Source organism: Halomonas sp. DP8Y7-1, assembly GCF_019801685.1.
In the GTDB taxonomy this organism is placed as follows: Bacteria; Pseudomonadota; Gammaproteobacteria; order Pseudomonadales; family Halomonadaceae; genus Halomonas; species Halomonas litopenaei_A.
On the sequence record NZ_JAHVIN010000005.1, the window covers coordinates 161180 to 183897 of the forward strand.

The 22718-nt window shown below is 62.3% G+C and carries 16 protein-coding genes; 10 read left to right on the forward strand and 6 right to left on the reverse strand.

What is annotated here, in order from left to right; all coding sequences use genetic code 11:
- Positions 1-275 precede the first annotated feature (275 nt).
- The 4 genes from KUV41_RS06200 to KUV41_RS06215 all read left to right on the forward strand — a co-directional run bounded on the left by KUV41_RS06200 (position 276) and on the right by KUV41_RS06215 (position 5457).
- Complete coding sequence (locus KUV41_RS06200; protein WP_222484996.1) at positions 276-2012, forward strand: alkaline phosphatase D family protein; 1737 nt, start codon at positions 276-278, stop codon at positions 2010-2012.
- Between the two features lie 61 nt (positions 2013-2073).
- Entirely contained in the window at positions 2074-2691 is a 618-nt protein-coding gene (locus KUV41_RS06205) for a hypothetical protein (protein WP_222161614.1), read from the forward strand.
- A complete protein-coding gene (locus tag KUV41_RS06210; protein WP_222484998.1) occupies positions 2688-4259 on the forward strand; it encodes a GMC oxidoreductase in 1572 nt (523 codons plus the stop codon). The genes KUV41_RS06205 and KUV41_RS06210 overlap by 4 nt, the downstream gene beginning before the upstream one ends.
- A gap of 70 nt (positions 4260-4329) precedes the next feature.
- Complete coding sequence (locus KUV41_RS06215) at positions 4330-5457, forward strand: alpha/beta fold hydrolase (RefSeq protein ID WP_222485000.1); 1128 nt, start codon at positions 4330-4332, stop codon at positions 5455-5457.
- A 27-nt stretch (positions 5458-5484) separates the two neighbouring features.
- On the opposite strand, the gene KUV41_RS06220 is transcribed toward KUV41_RS06215, so the two are convergent.
- From KUV41_RS06220 to KUV41_RS06235, 4 genes are all read right to left on the reverse strand, one after another.
- On the reverse strand, positions 5485-6555 hold the full coding sequence (locus KUV41_RS06220) for an AbrB family transcriptional regulator (protein ID WP_222485002.1): 1071 nt from the start codon (positions 6553-6555) through the stop codon (positions 5485-5487).
- Positions 6556-6697: 142 nt separating this feature from the next.
- On the reverse strand, positions 6698-8203 hold the full coding sequence (locus tag KUV41_RS06225; protein ID WP_222485004.1) for a tripartite tricarboxylate transporter permease: 1506 nt from the start codon (positions 8201-8203) through the stop codon (positions 6698-6700).
- Between the two features lie 42 nt (positions 8204-8245).
- Positions 8246-8680 carry a tripartite tricarboxylate transporter TctB family protein gene (locus KUV41_RS06230; protein ID WP_206940112.1) on the reverse strand — a complete coding sequence of 145 codons (435 nt, stop codon included), beginning with the start codon at positions 8678-8680 and terminating at the stop codon, positions 8246-8248.
- Positions 8677-9660, reverse strand: a complete 984-nt coding sequence (locus tag KUV41_RS06235) for a Bug family tripartite tricarboxylate transporter substrate binding protein (RefSeq protein WP_222483424.1) — start codon at positions 9658-9660, stop codon at positions 8677-8679. Before KUV41_RS06235 ends, KUV41_RS06230 begins: the two co-directional genes overlap by 4 nt.
- A gap of 220 nt (positions 9661-9880) precedes the next feature.
- Here KUV41_RS06235 and KUV41_RS06240 point away from each other — a divergent pair, with 220 nt between their 5' ends.
- The 6 genes from KUV41_RS06240 (at position 9881) to KUV41_RS06265 (ending at position 17894) form a co-directional block, all read left to right on the forward strand.
- The gene (locus KUV41_RS06240) at positions 9881-10546 is read left to right on the forward strand and encodes a response regulator (RefSeq protein ID WP_206940108.1); all 666 of its coding nucleotides are present in this window, start codon (positions 9881-9883) and stop codon (positions 10544-10546) included.
- A 34-nt stretch (positions 10547-10580) separates the two neighbouring features.
- Positions 10581-12062: a sensor histidine kinase gene (locus KUV41_RS06245; protein ID WP_222485006.1), complete on the forward strand. Its 1482-nt coding sequence runs from the start codon at positions 10581-10583 to the stop codon at positions 12060-12062.
- Entirely contained in the window at positions 12059-13315 is a 1257-nt protein-coding gene (locus KUV41_RS06250; protein ID WP_261395932.1) for an ABC transporter substrate-binding protein, read from the forward strand. Before KUV41_RS06245 ends, KUV41_RS06250 begins: the two co-directional genes overlap by 4 nt.
- A gap of 222 nt (positions 13316-13537) precedes the next feature.
- Positions 13538-15007, forward strand: coding sequence for an IMP dehydrogenase (gene guaB / locus KUV41_RS06255; RefSeq protein WP_206940104.1), 1470 nt, complete (start codon positions 13538-13540; stop codon positions 15005-15007).
- A gap of 108 nt (positions 15008-15115) precedes the next feature.
- Positions 15116-16693 carry a glutamine-hydrolyzing GMP synthase gene (gene guaA, locus KUV41_RS06260; RefSeq protein WP_222237097.1) on the forward strand — a complete coding sequence of 526 codons (1578 nt, stop codon included), beginning with the start codon at positions 15116-15118 and terminating at the stop codon, positions 16691-16693.
- Between the two features lie 676 nt (positions 16694-17369).
- Complete coding sequence (locus KUV41_RS06265; protein WP_222483426.1) at positions 17370-17894, forward strand: helix-turn-helix transcriptional regulator; 525 nt, start codon at positions 17370-17372, stop codon at positions 17892-17894.
- Positions 17895-18083: 189 nt separating this feature from the next.
- Here the strand turns inward: KUV41_RS06265 and KUV41_RS06270 are convergent, their stop codons facing one another.
- Positions 18084-18830 (reverse strand): alanyl-tRNA editing protein, encoded by a 747-nt coding sequence (locus KUV41_RS06270; protein ID WP_222485008.1) that lies wholly within the window; start codon positions 18828-18830, stop codon positions 18084-18086.
- Positions 18831-19512: 682 nt separating this feature from the next.
- On the reverse strand, positions 19513-21804 hold the full coding sequence (locus KUV41_RS06275) for a YadA family autotransporter adhesin (protein ID WP_222485010.1): 2292 nt from the start codon (positions 21802-21804) through the stop codon (positions 19513-19515).
- Positions 21805-22718 lie beyond the last annotated feature (914 nt).

Below are 22718 nucleotides of genomic sequence, written 5' to 3' on the forward strand. Positions count from 1 at the left end.
AGGCAGTCGGAACAGGCATGGCAGCAGTGACGCCACAGGGTAGCAGAGGCCAGGTCGCCGCTTCATCAAAGGCGAACTATCTTTACTCTCAGTGTGTGATGTCAGCGTTTGCACAACGTTGAGCGATGGCGGAGGTGGGAGCCGTAGCGAACCGCACCGCGCAGGCGACGTCGTGATGTAGACACACTGACCTAGATACAGTGAGCTGGACAGATCGTGACGCGGACACAGGGACTGGACACACAGGGACGAGACATCGTGACGCAGGAGGCCCCATGTCGGGACTGCGCTCGCCCGATATCGGGCCTATCGTCGGACATACCACCGCCCATAGTTGCCGGCTGTGGGTGCGTGGCATCGCCCCCAGCGATGACGGAGTCGATCTTAGCGCCTCGCTGAGAACCGTGGGGCTGGTAGCCGTGGTGGAAGACAACGGGATGCCGTGTCGGCTGGCAGGCAGCCCACCCCGGGCGCATGCTTTCTACTTCCGCCTGCATCGTGAATTTGACCGCACCGGCACCTTCGAGCTGGGTGCCGAGCAGGGCCTTGGCGCAAAGGACGGTGTCGCTCCGTTGGGGCAGCCAGATGGCGTGGTGCCCCTGGCGCCGGACACCCGCTACCGGGTGCGTGTCGCCACCCTGACCCTGGATGACACCACCCCAGACGTCGAGAGTCTCAGCGATAGCGAGATCGTGGCGCGGCTGCCGGATATCGGTGGCATGTCCAAGTTGCTGGCCAGCCTGGAGGGCGCTCACTGCGAGGCGGAATTCACGACCTTTCCGGAGCAGCCGTCAGCCCGTCTGGCCTTTCTGTTGGGGTCCTGTCGCTATCCAGGCACGCTATGGAAGACCAAGGAGTCGGACCGCATCTTCGGTCCCATGCAGCAGCACCTGCGCCCCCGAGGCAGCCGAGCGGCTGCGCGCTTCAGCCTGCTGGTCGGTGACCAGATCTACGCCGACCAGTACAGTCGCTACCTGCCGATCGGTCGGGCCGATACCTTCGCGGAGTTCCAGGAGCGCTATCGCACGGCCTTTGGCTCGCCGCTGGCGCGGCGTTTCCTGCGCCAGGCCCCGGTGTACATGATCCTCGACGACCACGAGATCGAGGACAACTGGCATCGCGACCGGCTGAGCGCCAAGCGCGAGCTGTTCAACGTCGCCATCGGTGCTTACATGAGCTACCAGTGGTCCCACGGGCCACGCAGCTTCGGTCGCCATCTGCACTATCACTTTGACTGCGGCGGTTATCCCTTCTTCGTCTGCGATACCCGCACCCATCGCACCTACGGGCGCGAGGGGCGGGTGATGGACAATCACCTGCTGGGGCGGCCCAGTATCGACCCCCTGCACCCCTCTCAGCTGGATCTGTTGCTGCAATGGCTGAGCGACCAGCAGGCGCGGTGGGGAGCGGTCCCCAAGTTCATCGTGACCTCCACGGTGTTTGCCCCCAGCCCGTTGGACGAGCGACTGGACCCCAGCCTAGATGGCCACGACGACCAGGCGGCGGTGGACCTGGCGCGCACCAACCTGTCACGCCGAGCCGACAGCGACAGCTGGTCCGGTTTTCCAACGACCCGCAAGGCCTTGATCGAGCACATCGTCACCGCCGGTATCGACAACGTGATCTTTCTCAGCGGCGACGTTCATTGCGCCAATATCGCTGAGATGCATGTTGAAGAAGAGGGAGGCGGCGGCGGTCAGCGGCTCTACGACATTACCTCCTCGGCCCTGTACTGGCCGTTCTTCTGGGCCGATGGAGACCCCAACGGCTTCGTGCACGACTCTCGGGTGGCGGGACAGCGCGATGGCTTCCCGCTGTTCGACGGTGCCATGACCCTGCACTACCGGGCATACGGCTTCTATCAGCAGGAGAACTTCTGCCGCCTCGAGGTGGATCGCCAGCGCCATCGGCTGAGGGTGAGGGTGCTGGACAGGGACGGTCACGAGGTAAAGGTAGCGGGACCGAATGGCCAGACCGTGGCCTATAACGACCTCGAGCTGAGTCCCTGGTAGCCGATGACCGTTGGCAGTTGAGGCGAGCCAGGGGAGCAACCATCGTGGCAGGGAGGTGCGTGTGAACAGAATCACCATGGCGCCAGGCTTGACCTTCGAGGAGACCATGTCCGGCCACTTCTCGCTGGATAGCCAGATGCCCGAGCGCGGTGAGCGGTTGGGACATCGCGAAGGCACCGAGCTTGCGCTGCACGCCAAGATCCAGATCGACGACATGAATGCCTTTCTGGCCGACGAGCATCACCACGGCAAGCTGGGTGGCGTGGTTGACTTTGCCCCTCTGGGGCTGGGCCTGGTCATTCTGGAAGGCGATTTTCAGCTGTTTTCCCAGGGGCCCGGAGCCGGGCGTCAGATGGTCTACGATGCGTTGCTGGAATACGGCCACAGGCGACTCTTTCTGCATGGCGTCAAGCGCGTACACGATGATCCTGGGCCCGATCTGTGGAGAGACACCACGACGCTGTATACCACCTTGCATGAAGGTGTCAGCGACACCGCCGACATCATAGGGGCGGGGGTACTCCACCTGGGGGTAGCGGAGCTGATGGCCATGCTCGGGACATTGACGCCCAGCGGTCGGGGGGACCTGGCGACGGTCGCGGACTTTGGTCGCTTCTTCTTCGGTGAACTGTGGCACCTGTATGCCCCCTGGGTGATCCGCCGGGAGTCCGACGCATGAGCTACGACGCGATTGTGGTGGGCTCCGGATTTGGTGGCGCAGTGGCGGCCTGTCGTCTGGCCGAGGCTGGCCAGCGGGTGCTGGTGCTGGAACGAGGACGGCGTTGGGAGCGCGAGGACTTCCCGCGGGGGCCTGACGATGACTGGTGCTTCGACGTTGAAGAACCGCGGGGCCGCCATGGCTGGCTCGACCTGCGCTTTTTTCCGCGCATGGCGGTGGCCCAGGGGGCGGGGGTCGGCGGTGGCTCTCTGGTCTACGCCAATGTCTCGGTGCCTGCCCAGCCGTTTGCCTTCGACAGCGGCTGGCCGGAGGCGATCAGCTACAGCGAACTTGCGCCCTACCAGCAGCGCGTCGGGCAAATGCTGGAGGTCTGTGAAGTGCCCTCGGCTCAGGTCAGCGAGCGCCACAAGCTGCTGAAGCAGGCGGCGGAGGCCAGCGGGCACCCTGAACGCTTCCGCTCGCTGCCCTTGGCGGTGCGCTTTGACCCGGACTGGCATTACCGGCTGGAAGAGCCGCATCATCGTCGGCACAGTCGGCAGAGCCTCAATGCCTACGGCAAGTCCCAGGGGACCTGCATCCACTGCGGTTACTGCGACATCGGCTGTCCCGTGGGAGCGCGCAATACCCTGGACCTCAACTATCTGGCCAGGGCAGAGCAACTTGGCTGCGATATTCGCCCGCTGAGCCTGGTCCGCTCGCTGGTGCCAGAGGGCGATGGCTACCGGGTCACCTTTCAGCATCTCGAGGGCGCGCCAACCATCCGCCACGAGCGAGCCGAACGGGTGATCCTGGCGGCGGGCTCGCTGGGTTCCACCGAGCTTTTGCTGCGGGCACGCGACCAGTACCGCACCTTGCCGGAACTGTCGCCCCTGTTGGGTCATCGCTGGTGCGCCAACGGCGACTTCCTGACGCCCGCGATGTATCCGAATCGGCGTATCGATCCCTGTCGCGGCCCGACCATCAGTGCGGCTATCGACTTTCTGGACGGTATCGACCAGGGCCGGCGCTACCTTGTCGAGGACGGCGGCTACCCGGACCTTATAGGCCATGCGCTGTCGCGGCTGCTGGCCCATTCCTCTGTCGCCGGCATGCTGCGAAGCGGCTGGCGTGCGGTGTTGGCGGAAGCGCTCAAGCACAACGACCCGGATCGTTGCCTGATGCCGTGGTTCGGCCAGGGCGTGGATGTTGCCGATGGCGTGCTGCGGCTCTCGCGCCGTTGGCTGGAGCGAGAGCCCGCGCTGTCGCTGGATTACCGCGTGGATGCGTCACGCTCGGTGGTTCAGGCCCTGTGCGATCGACACAAGCAGTTGAGTGAGCTCACCGGAGGCGTCGCCATCGAGCCACCCAGCTGGCGCCTGTTGGATTACCTGGTGACGCCTCATCCCCTGGGAGGCTGCCCCATGGGCGAGAACCGTTGGGACGGGGTGGTCGACCACGCCGGCGAGGTATTCGGATATCCGCGGCTGTACGTGCTCGACGGTGCCATCGTGCCGCGCGCGCTGGGGCTGAACCCATCACGCACCATCGCTGCCCTGGCCGAACGTGCCATGGCGCGGATGTTGGCCTGAGAAGACATTGCTGCCTGGGCAGGATGAGGCTCTTCGGTGGCGGCAGGGTCGATGATAGAGAGGTGACCCCATGGTCCGGGAAATCGCACTGCACACCCTGGAAGGCGTGACCGATGCCGAGATCAGCCAGCATGGCTTCTGTACCGGTGACGGCCTGGGTCTGTCGCTGCTGCGTTTTGTCCGAAGTAGCGGTTCCAGTTCCTGCGCCAAAGGGCGCCGGGCGGTCATGATCGTGCATGGGCTGACGACATCAAGCGACATGTTTATCCAGCCCGAACACCGCAACCTGGTGAGCTTTCTGCTGGACGAAGGGATCGACGAGGTGTGGACGCTGGATTTCCGCATGAGCAACCGCCACCCCTACAACCTGCAGCCCAGCCGCTATTCCATGGATGACTGCGCGGTGTATGACATACCGGCAGCGGTAGCGGCGATTCGTCGCCTGACCGGCGATCCCGCCGGGGATGAGCTGCAGCTGCATGTCATCGCTCATTGCCTGGGGTCGATGAGTGTCGCCATGGCTCTGTTTGGTGGCACCATCCGGGGGATTCGCTCCTGCGTGCTCAACAGTGTGGCGTTGACGCCCCACGTGCCACGCTGGTCGATGGTCAAGGGCCACGTGTTTCCCTTTATCGTTGAGCGCATCCTGCAGCAGCCTTATGTCAGCCCGCGCTGGAGCGACGACCCTCGCCTGACCCTGGGCAAGCTGCTGTCGAAGGGCGTCTCGCTGTTTCACCGGGAGTGCGACGTGCCTGCCTGCCATATGCTGTCGCTGATGTGGGGCACCGGCTGGCCGGCGCTATATCACCATCACAACCTGGACGAGCGCACCCACCGGCGAGGCGGAGACCTGTATGGCCCGGTAGGGCTCAACTATCACCGTCACGTCATGAAGATGCTGCGCCGAGGGCATCGCACCGTGAGAATGCGCAAGGCGCCCGAGTATGACGTCTTGCCCGATGACTACCTGGTCGCCGCAGAGCGCATCGAGACGCCATGCCTGCTGCTTACCGGCCGCGATAACCGAGTCTTCAGCGACAGCAATCTGCACTGCCACCGCGCACTGGAGAAGGCGGCGCCTGGTCGCCATCGCCTGGACATTGTCGAGGGCTATGGCCACCAGGACGTGTTCATGGGGGCGCGGGTTGACCGAGACGTGTTCCCGCGCTTGATGGACTTTCTCAGCGCCAATGCATGAATCGCAGGCGGTGAGAGACCAGGCGGCCTAGCTCTTGAGTCGCCGGTGGGCCCATGTCACCAGCGGCGGCAGGGCGATCAGCAGCACGGTGATGCGCAACAGATGGTGGGAGGTGACGAACGCCGGCTCGATGTTGAGCGATAGTGCCACCAGGCTCAGCTCTGGCGCGCCACCCGGCATGTAGGCCAGCAGGGCCGCGGCGACGGACATGCCGGTCAGGGCCTGGCCGACCCAGGCGGCGATGACCGCCAGAATCACCAGAATCAGCGCCTGCACCACGGCCAGCCCTAGATGTCTGGCCATCTCCGACAGCGCGACCCCGACGAAGCGCACGCCGACCGAGGTGCCTATGACGACCTGGGCCAGGGCGATCAACGCAGGCGGAAGCACCGCGTGGGTCATGCCTGAGAAGTGCAGTATCGACGACACCAGGGCGGGGCCGAACAGCAGGGCGTTGGGCAGGCGCAGGACCTTGCCTACCAGTGCGCCCAGAGCCGCCGCTGCCACCAGCCACGCGGTTCCGCTCAGGGTGGGTAGTTCACTCCAGCGGGTTGGCCCGTTGCTGGCGCCGGCCAGATCCACATGGCCCATGATGGTGAGGATAGGAGGAATCGCCAGCAGCAGCACCAGGATGCGCACGGCGTGGGTGATGCCCACCGCCTTGAGATCCGCGCCGGACTCATGGGCCATCATCAGCAGCGCCGACAGTCCACCAGGGGCTCCAGCATATAAGGCCGTGTCCAGCGAGTGCCCCGCCACCTTGTAGCTGAAGGCGACCGCGACCACCATCATCACCGCCGTGGCGGCGAGCATGATGGCGGCACTGGCCAGCCAGGCAGAGAGATTGCCTGAAAGCTCCGGGGTGAAGGCCGAACCCAGCATGACGCCGATCACCACCAGAACTCCCTTGCGCAGGCGCCCGGGGGAACCCAGTTTGATGCCGGTCAGGCTGATCAGGGTGGTGGTGATCAGCGCCCCCAGCAGCCACGGGAGCGGCAGATCGATGAGGAAGGCCAGGTAGCCGCCCACCGAGCCCAGGGCCAGGGTGGGAAGGAATCGCCAGGCGCCGGAGGGAAGAGAAGAGGGAATGGCGGGCATGGCGTCTCCTGGCAGGGCGACCGGCAGTGGGTCGTGGGTAAGTAACGATATCGGGGATAGTGGTCGATCGGTTCAGATGGCCGTCGATGTGGGTCGTGGTTAAACGGCGCGCGGCGCCATCAGGCGCCGCGCAGGGATAGCGTCAAGACTGTGCCGACGGACGCTGTTTCAGCAACATCGGCACCAGCCACGGCAGCACCAGCAGCGCGATGGCGGCGATCCACAGTCCCAGCGAGATGCCCGACTGCCACAGGATGGAGGTATCGCCTCCGCTGATCGCCAGAGCACGGCGCAGGTTCTCTTCCATCAAGCCGCCCAGCACATAGCCGAGAATGACCGGGGCCAGCGAGAAGCCCAGCTTGCGCAGCAGGTAGCCGAACACGCCGATGATCAGCATCAGGTAGATGGCGGTCAGGTCGGAATGCAGCTGATAGACCCCGACGAAGGATAGCACGGCGATGGCGGGCACCAGTACCCAACGGGGGATCGTCAGCACCTTGGCGAACACCCCGGCCAGGGGCAGGTTGAGAGCCAGCAGCACCAGGTTGCCAATATACAGCGACGCAATCAGACCACCGGCCACTTCCGGGTTCTGCGAGAACATCATCGGGCCCGGCGTGATGTTGTAGAGCATCAGGGCGCCGAGCAACACGGCGGTGGTGCCGGAGCCGGGAATGCCAAGGGTCAGCATGGGCACGAACGAACCGGCGGCAGAGGCGTTGTTGGCGGCCTCGGGGGCGGCCAGGCCGCGCATGTCACCGGTGCCAAAGGTGTTGTCCTTGTCGACCAGGCGCTTTTCGGTGGTGTAGGAGACGGCACCAGCGACCGAGGCACCGGTACCTGGCAACACCCCGATGATGAAACCCAGCACCCCTGAGCGCAGCATGGTGCCCTTGCAGGCCAGCACTTCCTTGAGGCTGACGAACACGCGTCCCAGCGGTGGCAGCTCGCTGTCCACGTCCTTGCGATGGGCGTGTTCCAGCATCAGCAGGATTTCGCTGATGGCGAACAGGCCGATGATCATCACCACAAAGTCGATGCCATCGTAGAGCTCCGGCATGCCGAAGGTGTAGCGCATGACGCCGGTACCGGAGTCGACGCCAACGGTGCCGATCAGTACGCCCAGCACGGCGCCGATGGCGGTCTTGATCGGATCCTTGCCCATCATTACGGACATGGAAGAGAAGGCGAATACCATCAGGGCGAAGAATTCAGCGGGACCGAACATCACCGCGACCCGGGCCAGTAGCGGGGCAAACAGGGTCAGGCCGATGATGGCGATGGTGGCGCCGATGAAGGAAGCCACGGCAGACAGGCCGAGAGCCGGGCCGGCTAGGCCTTTCTTGGCCAGCGGGTGGCCGTCCAGGGTGGTCATGACGGCGCCGGCGTCGCCCGGCACGTTGAGCAGAATGCTGGACATCCGGCCGCCATATTCGGCGCCGGTGTAGATACCCGCCAGCAGAATCAGTGCGGACTCGGCCGGCAGGCCCAGGGTGTAGGCCAGCGGCATCAGGATGGCGATACCGTTGATCGGTCCGATCCCCGGCAAAGCCCCGAACAGGGTGCCCAGCAGGGCGCCAAGAAAGGCCAGGCCAAGGTTGAGTGGCGTCAGGGCAACGCCGAAGCCTTCGATAAGGAAGTCGAACATGGGGATACCTTGAGCAGGAAGCGGTCGCGTCGGTGGCCTGGCTTACCAGGGCAGGCCGGGCAGGGTGATGCCAAGGCCGTGGGTGAACAGCCACTGGCCGCCGAAGGCCATCAGCACACCGGTGGCAATGGCCTTGGGCCAGCTTGCCTCGAACAGCCGGGCGAGGGCGGCGATCACCAGCATCGAGCTGATGGCAAAACCGAGGCGCGGGAACAGCAAGGCGTAGACCAGCAGCAGGGCCAGGACGCCGATCAGGCGCAGCGCCAGGCGCTTGTCCGGCCAGTGGCCGTTCTCGCCGGGACGAATCACCAGCACCACAGACAGCAGGCCCAGCAGGATCGAGAGCCCCAGAGGAAAGGCCTTGGGGCCGACGGGGTCGTAGCTGAACGGCACCTCGAGGGACAGGGCGTTGACGGCGGTAAACGCCGCCAACCCCATCAGGGCAATCCCCAGACAGCGGTCGGCGGCAAGACTCATTGTGTCAGACCCACATCAGCGGCCAGCTGCTTGAACTCCGCAACCTGATCCTTCACGTAGCCGTCGAAGTCATCTCCGAACAGCGCCATGGGGAACAGGCCACGAGCTTCCCGCAGCTCGGCGAAGGTGTCGTTCTCGGCCAGGTGTTCGAACTTCTCGACCCAGGCCTGGTAAGCCTCATCGCTGACCTCGGGGCCCATGTAGTAGCCGCGCCAGATCGGCCACTCGACGTCATAGCCCTGTTCCGCGGCGGTGGGGATGTCGGCGTAGGGGCCCTCGACGCGCTCTTCGGCCAATGCGGCCAGGACTCGGATATCACCGCTTTCCAGCTGCGACTTGAGCTCGGAGAGGTCACCGGTGAAGACCTGGATGTGATTGCCCAGCAGAGCCGCCAGGGCTTCGCCGCCGCCTTCGAAGGCCACGTAGCGAAGGCTTCTGGGGTCGACGTCTGCGGACTTGGCGGTGAGGGCTGCCTTCATCCAGTCCTGGCTGCCGACGCTGCCGCCGGCACCGAAGGCGACCTGGGTTGGATCTTCCTGCAGCGCGGTCATCAGCTCTTCCAGGTTCTGCCAGGGAGCATCGGCCTTGACCACGATGGCACCGTAGTCGACGCCGAGCGCGCCGACCCAGCGCACTTCGCTGGCGTCATACTGGCCAAACTTGCCCAGCGCCAGGTTGACGGCGGCGCCTGTGCTGGCAGCGACGATCAGGTTGGGGTCATCGGTACGCACGCCGTTGACGTGGTTGTAGGCTACCGCGCCGATGCCGCCGGGCATGTAGGTCACCAGCATCGGGTCTTCGATCAGCCCCGTCTCGAGCAGGCCATTGGCGGCCAGACGGCAGGTCAGATCGTAACCGCCACCGGGCTTGGCCGGAGCGATGCACTCGGCGTCGTCGGACGCCTGGGCCGTGCCGGTCGTCAGGCTGGCACCCAGCAGCAGTGCAGCAAGGCCTGCGGGAAGGGCTATGGTAGTCTTCATGCGTACTCCTGATCAGATATTATTATGAGTCGACGAAAGTGATGGGTGTTGCCGACGGCGGCTGGCACGGCGCTGGCGCAAGCTAGCGCAAGATAGTGGCGTGCAGCACTGGCCAACCGGAGCGAAGCGTACGGCGCGTATCGTCAGCCCAACGGATGCTAGGCCTTCTAGCTTTCATCAACCTGTCATCCACCTGATTTACGGATAAGACATTAGTCTCATGCGCCTTCTCGTCGTTGAAGATGATGCCCTCATCAGCCGCTCCTTGGTGGAGGCCCTGACACCGCTTGGCAACACTGTCGAGGTGCTGTCGACCCGTGCCGCTGCGCGTTCAGCGTTACGCCAGGGTGGCGTCGACCTGGTGCTGCTCGATATCGGGCTGCCCGACGGTGATGGCCTGTCGCTGCTGGCCGAGATGCGTGATGGCGGCGATCGCACGCCGGTCATCCTGCTGACGGCCAGGGATGCTCTCGATGACCGAGTCAGGGGACTCGACCTGGGGGCCGACGACTACCTGGCCAAGCCCTTTCAATTGGCCGAGCTGGAAGCGCGCGTGCGCGCCTTGCTGCGGCGCAGCCAGCAACGTGCCGATAACCGCCTGAGCCTTGGCCCACTGACCTTCGACCCGGCCAGCGGTGCCGCCAGCCTGTTCGGTGAGCCCATGGCCCTGCCTCATCGCGAATTGCTGTTGGTCGAGAGCCTGCTGCTGCATGCCGGGGCCATTGCCCCGCGGGAAACCCTGGAAGGGCGTCTGTTTGGTTTTGGTGAGGTCGGCTCCAATGCCCTTGAGGTCTATGTCAGCCGTCTGCGCAAAAGGCTCAAGGACTCTGGACTGCGGATTCGCACGTTTCGTGGGCTGGGATATCGTCTGGAAGATGACGCGTGATGTCGTCTCGACAGTCTAGCCATGGAGCGATGCCGTGATCACCCTCGGGAGCTCGCTGAAACGGCAGTTGCTCGGGTGGTTGTCGGTCACCGTGTTGCTGTTGGGCCTGGCGTTGATGGCCGAGGCCTGGATCAGCAGTCAGCGCGCGGCGAATCGCGCCTTCGATGCCCAATTGCAGGCGGCTGCACTGACGATCGCGGAAGCGGTTCGCTGGCGAGAGGGGGTGCCCCATGTGGTGGTGCCCGAAGCGGCGCTGCAGATACTCTCCACCGACAGTCAGGATCGCGTGTTCTACGCGGTGCTCGACGAGGACGGCGGCGTATTGTCGCGCAACTGGCCGGTGGTGATCCCCTCGGCCTGGCAGGACAGGCTGGATGCCGGTGGCCTGTCCCGCGACTTGATGACCTCCCGGGGTGATCTGCGGGTCCATGGGCAGCGGGTGGCCTCGGCGGGTTGGGTCAGTCAGCTGCCGGTACAGGTCTGGGTCGGTCACACCCTGGAAGGCCGCAAGGCGCTCGCCTGGGCGCTGTTCCGCGGCTCCCTGTCGCGGTTCGTGGCCATGGTGCTGATGACCAGCGCGCTGATGGGGCTAACCGTGCGCGCAGTGCTGCTGCCGCTGCGACGATTGCGACGACAGCTCAGGTCACGAAGTGCCGATGACTTTCGGCCATTGTCGGCCAAGGTACCCCAGGAGCTGCACGAATTGGTCCAGGCCCTGGATCACCTGTTTGCCCGCCAGCGCCAGGGACGGGAAGACCTGCTGCGTTTTACCGCCGATGCCAGCCACCAGTTGAAGACCCCATTGGCCGGGTTGAAGACCACCTGTGAACTCGGGCTTCGCAGTCATTCCCCGGAGCACTGGCACGATGCGCTGGTACGGGTGCACCAGCGGGTCGACGATACCAGTCGCCTGGCGGGACAGTTGCTGTCATTGGCGCGCCTTAGGCACCTTGACCAGGGTCAGGGATGCCCGGCGCTGGAGCTGACCGCGCTGGTGCGCGATGTTGCGCTGGACTGGGCGGGTCGAGACCAGGCCCGGGATCACGACCTGGGGCTGGGCGAGGTGCCCGCCGGGCCTGTGCTGGTGCGCGTCGAGGGTTGGGCGCTGCGAGAAGCGCTGGGCAATCTGATCGACAATGCGCTGCGCTATACCCCGGCAGGGAGCGCGATAACGGTGATGATGGAACGAGAGACCCCGTCCAGGGACTTGGCATCTCGGCGTGTTCAGGTGTCAGTGGTGGACAATGGCCCCGGCGTCAGCGCCATGGCGCTGGCTACCCTCGGCCAGCCGTTCCAGCGGGCGGGGCGCCAGGACACCGCTGGTTCAGGTCTGGGACTCGCCATTGTCGAGACCACGGCCCGCCGAATGGGGGCAACGCTGACCTTCGCGCACTGCCAGCCCCAGGGGTTGAGGGTAACGCTGTCGCTGCCGCTGGCCGACGACGAGATGCAAGAGGCCCCGCTGACAGCGGCGTTAGAAGAGGCGAGCGACGTGCCAGTAGGGGGGCAGGCATGAAGTCTTGGCGAAGCATGCTGCTGTGGGTGATGGCGCTGTCGCTGGTGGCGGTGTCGCTGGCGGGCTGTGGTGATTCACAGGACAGCGTGCCGACGGTGGAGGATCCACTGGTGATCTCGGCCGCACTTGATCTGGATGTAGTCGAGCCTCTGCTTGAGGCCTTCCGCGACGCGTATCCGGAGATTCCGTTGAGCTTTATCGACCGATCGACGCTTGAGGTGGATCGCAGTGTGGTGGCAGGCACCGCGTCGGTCGACCCTGTCGCGGAGTCTCAGCCAGGGGGCGCGGAATGGAGAGCGGAGTGGAGAGCGGAGACCCCGGACGTGGTGATCAGCTCTGCGATGCCCTGGCAGATGGACCGCGCCAACCAGGGGCTGGCTCAGCGTCTGCAGGGGCCCGAAATCGACAGCTGGCCAGCCTGGGCACGCTGGCGCGATGAGGTCTTCGCCTTTACCTTCGAGCCGGTGGTGATGGCCTATCGACTCGACCTGTCCCGACACATGCTGCCACCCCAGAGTCATGGTGACCTGCACCGCCTGCTGGCCACCGAGGCAGAGCGATTGTCCGGCCGGGTGACGACCTACTCACCGCTGGACAGCGGTGTGGGCTATACCCTGGCACAGCAGGATGCACGCTATTCCTCGCGCTTCTGGGATCTGGTGGCGGCGATGGGGGCGGTCGACACCCAGCTGGAAGCCAGCACCCGAGACATGTTGCGGGGGCTGAGCGACGGGCGTTATTGGCTGGGCTACAACCTGTTGGGGTCCTACGCCATGGTCTACGCTCAGGAGCATCCTGAGGTCATCGTGCAGGTGCCCATGGATTACTCCCTGGTGCTGATGCGTCTGGCGTTCGTTCATCGTCACGCCCGCCATCCGCAGGCGGCCGCCACCTTCGTCAAGTTTCTGTTGAGTCGAGCCGGCCAGCATGTGCTGGCGGGGCAGACCCCACTGTTCAGCATTCGCCCCGACGTGACGGGGCCCTATACCGCAGCACGGCTGCGCTCTCAGGTCGGGGAGAGGCTGTATCCGATTCTGCCCAAGGCGTCCTTGCTGGCGTTTGTTGATCCGGTGCGGCGCCAGGAGTTTATCGATCGCTGGGAAGCACGCTTTGGCGATAGCGCAGGCAAGGCCGACATCGAGGCACCGTCGGAGATAGAGGCACCGTCGGAGATAAAGGGTGAGACAGCGGATGCGAAAGCATCGATCGACACGGGGTCACTCTCGACACAGGGAGACTCTCGATACAGATAAGCAGTGGGCGCAGATGAACCTGGGCTGTCGCGTCGATAGCGGGACTTCATCGAGGGCAGGCAGCGCCCGTCACAGGCGGGCTTGAGGACGGCGTAAGAGGGCGCCGGACAGGGCCGAGCCATGGCAGTATCGAGTGGGCACATTGCCCGATGGTGGGGCGAAACGTTATAATGCGCGATTAACTTCTTCCCTCCCTCCAAGCCTCTGTGGGTGTTGCCGATTATGCTACGTATGGCCCAAGAAGCACTTACGTTTGACGACGTATTGCTCGTTCCCGGCTACTCCGATGTTCTGCCCAAGGACGTCAGCCTCCGGACCCGCCTGACTCGCGACCTCTTCCTGAACATCCCCCTCGCCTCTGCTGCCATGGACACTGTGACCGAAGCCCGTCTGGCGATTGCCATGGCTCAGGAAGGTGGCATTGGCATCATCCACAAGAGCATGAGCATTGCCCAGCAGGCGCTGGAAGTGCGCAAGGTCAAGAAGCACGAGAGCGTCATCGTCAAGGATCCGGTGACCGTAGGTCCCAAGGCCAAGCTGCAGGATCTGCTGTCCATGGCCAAGGAACATGGGTTCTCTGGTTTCCCTGTGGTGGAAGGTGAGACCCTGGTCGGCCTGGTCACCGAGCGTGACATGCGCTTCCAGCCCAACCATGGCGACAGCGTGTCGGACATCATGACCCCGCGCGAGCGTCTGGTGACGGTACCGGAAGGCACCCCGCTGGACGTCATCAAGGGCAAGATGCAGGAACACCGCGTCGAGAAGATGCTGGTGGTGGACGCTGAGTTCCGCCTGCGCGGCCTGGTGACCTTCCAGGACATCGAGAAGGCGCGCACCTTCCCCAATGCCGCCAAGGATGCCGATGGGCGTCTGCTGGTTGGCGCCGCCGTGGGCACTGGTCCCGAGACCCCTGACCGGGTCAAGGCTCTGGCAGAAGCTGGCGTCGATGCCATCGTGGTCGATACCGCCCATGGCCACTCCCGTGGCGTCATCGAGCGCGTGCGCTGGGTCAAGGAGCACTTCCCCCAGATCCAGGTGATCGGTGGCAACATTGCCACGGCCGCCGCCGCCAAGGCACTGGCCGAGGCGGGCGCCGACGCGGTCAAGGTGGGCATCGGTCCCGGTTCCATCTGTACCACCCGGATCGTGGCCGGTGTGGGCGTGCCCCAGATCACGGCCGTGTCCAACGTGGCCGAGGCGGTCAAGCCCTATGACATTCCGCTGATCGCCGACGGCGGTGTGCGCTTCTCTGGAGACATCGCCAAGGCGGTGGCAGCCGGTGCCAGCTGCATCATGGTGGGTGGTCTGCTGGCGGGTACCGAGGAAGCCCCGGGCGAGGTGGAACTGTTCCAGGGACGTACCTACAAGGCCTATCGTGGCATGGGCTCCATGGGCGCCATGTCCCAGACCCAGGGTTCCAGCGACCGCTACTTCCAGGACAAGGATGACGGTGTCGAGAAGCTGGTACCGGAAGGCATTGAAGGCCGTGTCCCCTACAAGGGGGTGATGAGCGCCATCGTGCACCAGCTGATGGGTGGCCTGCGAGCGTCCATGGGCTATACCGGTTGCGCCAGCATCGACGAGATGCGCACCAAGCCTGAGTTCGTCAAGATCACGGGCGCCGGCTTCAACGAGTCCCACGTGCATGACGTGCAGATCACCAAGGAAGCCCCGAACTATCGCGTAGGGTGAGGCGTCCACCGTCGCCCTGAAGCTGGAAGCGCCCTGGCGCTTCCAGCTTTTCACTTTATTGCCCTTTGATCGCCAGGCCTTTTGGCCACCGCCTGCAAGGTAATTCCAATGACCGATATCCACGCCCACAAGATCCTGATCCTCGACTTCGGCTCCCAGTACACCCAGCTGATTGCCCGTCGGGTTCGCGAGATTGGCGTCTATTCCGAGATTCGCGCCTTCGACATCACCGAAGAGGAAATCCGCGAGTATCGCCCCAATGGCATCATCCTGGCCGGTGGGCCGGAGTCGGTGACCGAGCTGGATTCGCCGCGTGCGCCCGCCTGCGTGTTCGAGATGGGCCTGCCGGTGTTTGGCATCTGCTATGGCATGCAGACCATGGCCGAGCAGCTGGGCGGCAAGGTCGAAGGTTCCAACAAGCGCGAATTCGGCTATGCCCAGATTCGCCTGGATGCCGAGACGGCGCTGTTCAAGGACATCAAGGACCACGTTGATCCCGAGACCGGTCGCGGCCTCCTGGATGTGTGGATGAGCCACGGCGACAAGGTTGCCCAGGCGCCTGAAGCGTTCACCGTGACGGCCTCCACCCCGAGCTGTCCGATCGCTGCCATGTCCTGGGAAGAAAAGCGCTTCTACGGCGTGCAGTTTCACCCTGAGGTGACACATACCCAGCAGGGCCAGCGTATCCTCGAGCACTTCGTGCTGGACATCTGCGGTGCTGAACGCAACTGGACCCCGGCCAAGATCATCGAAGACCAGATCGCCCGGGTGCGCGAGCAGGTAGGCGACCGTCACGTGTTGCTGGGCCTGTCTGGCGGCGTCGATTCCTCGGTGGTGGCCGCCCTGTTGCACAAGGCCATCGGCGACCAGCTGACCTGTGTGTTCGTCGACAACGGCCTGCTGCGCAAGAACGAAGGTGACCAGGTCATGGAGACCTTCGCTCAGCACATGGGCGTTCGCGTCATCCGCGCCGACGCCGAAGACCTGTTCCTCGGCAAGCTTAAGGGCGAGGCCGACCCCGAGGCCAAGCGCAAGATCATCGGCAACACCTTCATCGACGTGTTTGATGAACAAGCTGCCAAGATCGACGGCGTGGACTTCCTGGCCCAGGGCACCATCTACCCGGACGTGATCGAGTCCGCCGCGGCCAAGACCGGCAAGGCCCACGTGATCAAGTCACACCACAATGTGGGTGGCCTGCCGGAGACCATGAAGCTCAAGCTGGTCGAGCCGCTGCGCGAGCTGTTCAAGGACGAAGTGCGCAAGCTGGGACTTGAGCTCGGCCTGCCCTACGACATGGTCTACCGTCACCCCTTCCCGGGGCCGGGCCTGGGGGTGCGTATCCTCGGCGAGGTGAAGAAGGAGTACGCCGATATCCTGCGCGAGGCCGACGCCATCTTCATCGAAGAACTGCACAACTCCGGCTGGTACCACAAGACCAGCCAGGCCTTCGCCGTCTTCCTGCCAGTGAAGTCCGTTGGTGTGGTGGGCGACGGGCGCCGCTACGAGTGGGTTATCGCCCTGCGCGCCGTCGAGACCATCGACTTCATGACCGCCCGTTGGGCGCACCTGCCCTACGAGCTGCTGGAGAAGGTGTCCAACCGCATCATCAACGAGCTGTCCGGCGTCTCCCGCGTCACCTACGACGTGTCGTCCAAGCCGCCGGCGACGATTGAGTGGGAGTGATAATCCCCCGTTAAGTGACGGTCAGTCGTGAGTGAGAAGGCGACGCAAGCTTTTGAATTTCATTAGCTTGTGTCGCTTTTTTTAGTGCCGGATGTAGGCCGGTCAGCATATCCTACGCCTCGACGCATCGGCGCCCGTGACATGCCCGTAAGACGGTGGGCAAGGGCCACTCCACTCTCTCGTTCAGCACATTCAGCGCTATAAGCGCCCTGGCTCGTGCCGGGACGTTCGCCATATGTTCCGGTTCAAGTTCTGCTCCCATTGAGGGTAAAGAGTGATGCCTTTCTCAACGTATTGACCCATTGCGGTAGCAACTCCATCGGTGTGAATGCCCTGCTAGTGGTCGTTAGCTGCTCGGTGTCAGTATGGTGAGCCGGCTGCTTGGCCGAGAGGAACCGCTTTATAGTTTAGGTTGTCGTTTGACAACCTGAGGTGTCGTTTCCATACTGGAGCCTTGGAATGACTCGTCCATCGAGTTGAGGTAGGAGGTAGCCACGCCTGGGGCAAGATCTACTGTCCTTACAATGATGATGAGTGCCGCTGTGGCGAGTTCTGTATCGCAAGTGTGTGGAGTACGCCGAAAATCCCCGGCAGTCACGCCCGGGCGCTGAGAAGGGTCGTAGACAAGTGCGCTACCCACAAGCGCCGGAGCAGACAGCAACCGGAGGATTGAGCCGTGGAATATGTCTTTACGCTGAAGTACCAGTTGGCTGACCAAGACAGTGATCAAGATGCACTGGTAGAGCGGCTGGGTGCAGCCGGTTGTGATGACGCCCTGGTGGGAGTGGGGCAGGCTGGACGTCTTGCGCTGGAATTCTCCCGTGAAGCAGACGATGCCGAGCAAGCGATTCGCACTGCGTTGGCTGATGTTAGAGGCGTCGTCCCGTCCGCGCGTTTGATCGAAGCCTCGCCAGACCTCGTAGGCTTGACTGACGTTGCCGACGCCGTGGGCGTTTCCCGCCAGGCCATGCGGAAACTGATGCTCATCCACCGAGCCACGTTTCCCCTGCCGGTTCACGAAGGTAGCGCTTCGATCTGGCATCTCGCAGAAGTGCTTGATTGGCTCAACGCGCGAGGGGGCTACCAAATAGATGCTGGCGTATGGGAGGTAGCGAGGGTGGCGTTGGCAGTGAATATCGCCAAGGAGGCGATTCGTCATCCAATGCGTGACCAAGGGAATATGGAACTGCTGACCGCCTAGCCAACAGCTCAGTCATTGCGCAGCGGTCCTTCCTTCCCACGGTTTCATGGACGCCGCTTGCCTTTCCCATGTCGAAGGCAAGCAATGAGCTCGCTTCTTCAGCGAGCATGGCGGCATTATATGGAGCGGGTTGTAGGTGGCCTCGTGAGAGGTTTGATCTGAGAGCGCATCCGTCGTTATGCGCGCGATTCATTCTACCCTCGGCCACTCCAGTGCCAGTACCACCCTACGAGTGCTCGCCGATGTCTTCTCTATCTTGGACACGCTCACCGCGCCAACCTCCCGTGTATTGACGACATGGATCCCCCCGCATGGCTGTAGATCGGTATTCTTGATGTTCACGAGTCGCACCTGCCCGCAGCCCATGGGCGGATGGACACTCATGGTACGCACGAGCTCTGGATTGGCTTGCAGTGCCTCGTCGCTTATCGTTTCGACCGTTACCGGGTGCGCCGCCTCGACCATTGCCGCCAAGGCTGTCTCAATGCGTTCAGGTGACAGCGGGTCGCTGGTCACGACGTCAAGGCGCGCATAGTCAGCGGTAATACTGCAGCCGTTGACCGAATACGGCAGCACGGCACACAACATATGTGCGGCGGTGTGTAGGCGCATGTGTCGGTAGCGGCGCTGCCAGTCGATGTTGGCACACACCTCGTCACCAGGCTTGATTCTCTGAACCAGGGGTGTCTGACCAAGAGCCGGGATATGCAGCACGGTATTCTTGTCAGGAAATGCCTCACCTGCCTTGCGCGACTCTGTAATCCGTAACCGGGACCCACCTTTCAGGGTCAACCAGCCGCTGTCTCCTGCCTGGCCGCCACCCTGTGGGTAGAAAACCGTTTGGTCAAGCAGTAGCCCTTCTTTTGAAACATGAGACACGATGGCCCTGCACGCGACTTGATAAGCGTCGTTGAGATACAGGTGATCAGTTTGCATGATGCACTTACCTCGTAATGTGGGCCTACATAGCCTCTTGTCCCGCCGTCTTTCGGAGAAGTGCTTGATGAAGGCAACGCGGGTCAAGGGGCAAAGGTCAGATGGCCTCATCAGGCCAGGCAAATAGTGGCATTCTCGTAGTGTGTCCTGATATTGACGGCGAACACCGAGAGAAGAACGAAGCCAGCAGAAAATATGAAAGCGGCCAAGCGCTGAGACGCCCGCGGAGAGTTCGCCGATGGTGGCCACCAGGCTACGCCAGAGCCCTGGAGGATTGAGCCACGAAGGGCAGCGTACAAGCACCACGTTACTTGGGTACGTGTTGCTGCGTAAGAGTGTGCCAACCACAAATGTCTTAACGACATGGAGCAAAAATGAGTGATCCATGGCGTACATGCCAGGTGGAAAGATCAGATGATAGGTGAGGAGTTCGAGCACCTGAATGCACAGGCGTAGAGCGGTATTGCCAACTGAGATGGTGGCAATGGCTTGGCATTGAACACTGTCTAGCGGTCGTACGATTTACGATAAGGGATCTCATCACAAGAGAAGAAAGCGGATGGTGAGTGGCAGTGACGTTGTCGACCTAGAGCATTGCCGGCTTGGACAGTGCATCGTCGGCGAGTCCTGCCACCACCATCGCGCTTTTCCTAGTATAAGAAGGGCGTTTTACCCATTTGTGTTACCAGTGGAAGCCTGCGCCTACACCGATCCCCACATTCCCCTGGGTATCGCCGGAGCCATTGATCTTGAAGGCCCACTTGCCGTTCTCCGTCAGGTGAGAAACGCCTACCGCCGCTGCGGATTCGCCTGAGTAATTGCCTCCACCCACCGCGACCATGCTTCTGCCCGGCAGATACGCCTGGGGCACGGATGCCATGGCAATGGCGGTAGCTGAGCCGGCGTTGGCATCGTCCTCTACGTCACCAATCTTTTCCGCCAGTCGACTGAACTGACGCTGCACGTTTTGGTTGAGGGCATTCAGCTGCCCCACGTTGGCTGCATCGGTGTCAGCGACGCCAGGCCCGACGTTGTGAACGGTGGTGGGGCCAGCAGTGGCATCGCCAAGGGTCACGGAGCCATAGTCGACGCTGCCATCCTCGTGCCGGTCGTAGTTGACGGCGCCTGCCTGAACGGACTCAAGCTGGCGAACATTGACCGCGTCGGTGGCTTCGGTGCCCCCCGCAACGTTGGTGATCTGACGCTCACCTCCCGCGCTACCTACCGACAGTGCTCCCGCGGTAGAGCCAACAGCGACATCGGAGAACGCCTCGCGGGCACCGTTCATTCCACCGCGGTCAGCCACGGAGCCTGAGCCCAGGGCGATGCCGCCTTCGGCTCCCTGGTCCACGCGAGCGCCGCCGCCCATGGCAATGCCATCGTCTGCATCGACCTGGGCGCCAGGCCCTGACGTGCTGATATTGCTGTAGATGCCACCGCCGCCGCCAGCGCCGCTGAGCTGCTGACTAAGGTTCCAAAGTTGTCCCCCGGTTACCGCATCGGTGCTGCCACTGCTGATGTCCCCGTCGGCCAGGTTGGTGAGGCTAGTACCACTTTCTCCACCGAGGGTAATGCTGCCTTTATCAGAACCGGAGTCATAGGTCAGGGCGTCGTCGCTCAGGCTGGCGTACTGGCCCTCGAGGTCATCCACTCGGCTTGAGACACCCTCGACTGCCTGGTTGGTGGCGTATAGCTGGCTACCATTGATGGCATCGGTGCTGCTGGCGCTGACCCGACCCGCGGCCAGATGTGTCAGGGTCCGCTCTTGACCAGCGCTGCCAATGCCCACGGTGGCGATTGGCGAGCTACCGGCGAAGGTGTAGTCCGTACCGGCCAGGGTGATACCCGACGTTGCCACTGCCGCATCGGTCACCGAGTTGCTCCCCAGCGCCACGCTCGACACCTCGCTGGCGTTAGCGCTGTGCCCAATGGCGATGGCATCCACGGCCGATGCGATACCGTTGGAACCCAGTACCAACGTATGGTCGGCGCTAGCGGTTCCGGTACTCCCCACAACCGTTGCCCCCAAACCATCGACCGTTGCGTTGTTACCCATGACATTGGCGTGCTTAGACGCAGCTGAAATCGAATTGTTCGAGCCGGAGACGCCAACAAAGTCTGCACTGACCGTGTTGTTGTTACCCAGCACTCGCGCTGCATTACCATCTACATTGTTCTTCATACCAACAACGCTGGCGTACTTTGATGCGTCACTGATCGTGTTCGAGTCACCGATGGCATTCGCGCTGATAGCGTTGGTGCTAATGGAACTGTTCGTGCCAATCAGCACGCTATTTTCGGCGCTAGCGGTGAGAGAACTGCCTAAACTCACCGCTCGACTACCGCTCGACGTAGTACCTTCCCCAATGGCAATGGCTTGAGAGCTGGTGGCGGCTGACTCTCCCCCCAGAGCGATGGCGCCTTTGCTGGTGGCCTGCGCGCCCTTGACGGTATTACTGCCGATAGCGATAGCGCCAACACCAGAGGCGGTCGTGGAGTTGGCCACGCTCAAGGTGCCGCCGCTGGCTCCTGCTGCACCTGCACTCGTGCCATCGCTAGCCCCGCCGATGGCCACTGCATTGGTAGCCTGTGCATTGGCGCCAAATCCCAGGGCGGTGGCGCCGGAGGACGAGGCGACGCTCTCAAGGCCGAAGGCGCTGGCAAAGCGTGCCGTGGCAGAGGAATGAAATCCTACAGCCGTGGCCCCCTCCGAGGTGGCAGTGGTAAGCCCCCCAATGGCGGTGTTGGCGTAACCGTTTGAGCCGGTGCCTCCACCGGTGGCGTTGCAGCCAGCTATCAGGGAGAAGGTTCCGTTACCGTCTGTGGCCTGAGACGTGTTGTGAAGATTCCCCACACGACCCACAAACTCCGGACTAGATAGCGTGGCCCCGGAACAAGAGGCTTCTGTGTTGATGTAATTGGCCTGAGCCGTTGTGGACATGCCCGCCATGATGACCAGGCCTAGCGCTGGCATCAGCGGTCGGTGGAAAAGCCCTTTGCCACTGCATGCCATCGCTGTGAGTAGCGCGCGATGCTGAAATCCAGATCTTTCCGCGTCGCTCGTTGTACGCCCGTAAGATGTTTTCATCGTTGACACTCCCTGCTTACTGTCGCAAAAGGCTGCGGTATCCACTGCCGCGCCCATCATTCGTCAAGATGTCGCAGTAACTGGACCGGAATAGGCGCAGCTAGTCCGCCACCACTACGACGAGAATCACTAATGTTTCTGCAAGAATGTCGTAGTGTAATGTTAAGTAACAAGTAGGTAGCGGCCGAGAGTAGCCCGATCTAGATGACATGATTTTCTATGCAGAATTGGCTTTTATCGCTTTGTGATAACGAGGAGGTATCGAGATTGTTGACATAACCAAGGAGGATGAGCTTCGCAATTTTTTGATTTTTTAAAAAAATATATTTAAAAAACAATGCTTTGTTTTTTGTGTTTATATAGATGTAGAATTCATTTGGAGACATTTTTTGACGTACTAATAATGGTTAATGAGTGAAGCGCAAGAGTTATATTTGTGCACATATGGCTACTTAGACCTCCTCTTAAAAGCATGTTAAATTCTTTTTTATTTTGGCAAAATTCTTTTATATTAGTGTTTTATGTTTTTGTTTATATGTAATGCACTTTTTGGTCCTTTCGCGAGCTCGCTCTTTTTGGCAAAAATCGTCGACAATCTAAACCAATAATGCGAAGTGTATGTTCCAATTATGCTGAAAATGCTTACAAATATGTCGGTGTGGAGTAGTTACTACTATGTGGAGTGTGATGGAGCCTCTGTGGAGAGCAAGCGGGTCACGGCGGTACTTTTCGATTCTTTCCAGAAGACCGCTCTTGGTGCCTATCCATATTCGGAGTTTTACGGGTATCAATAACGAAAA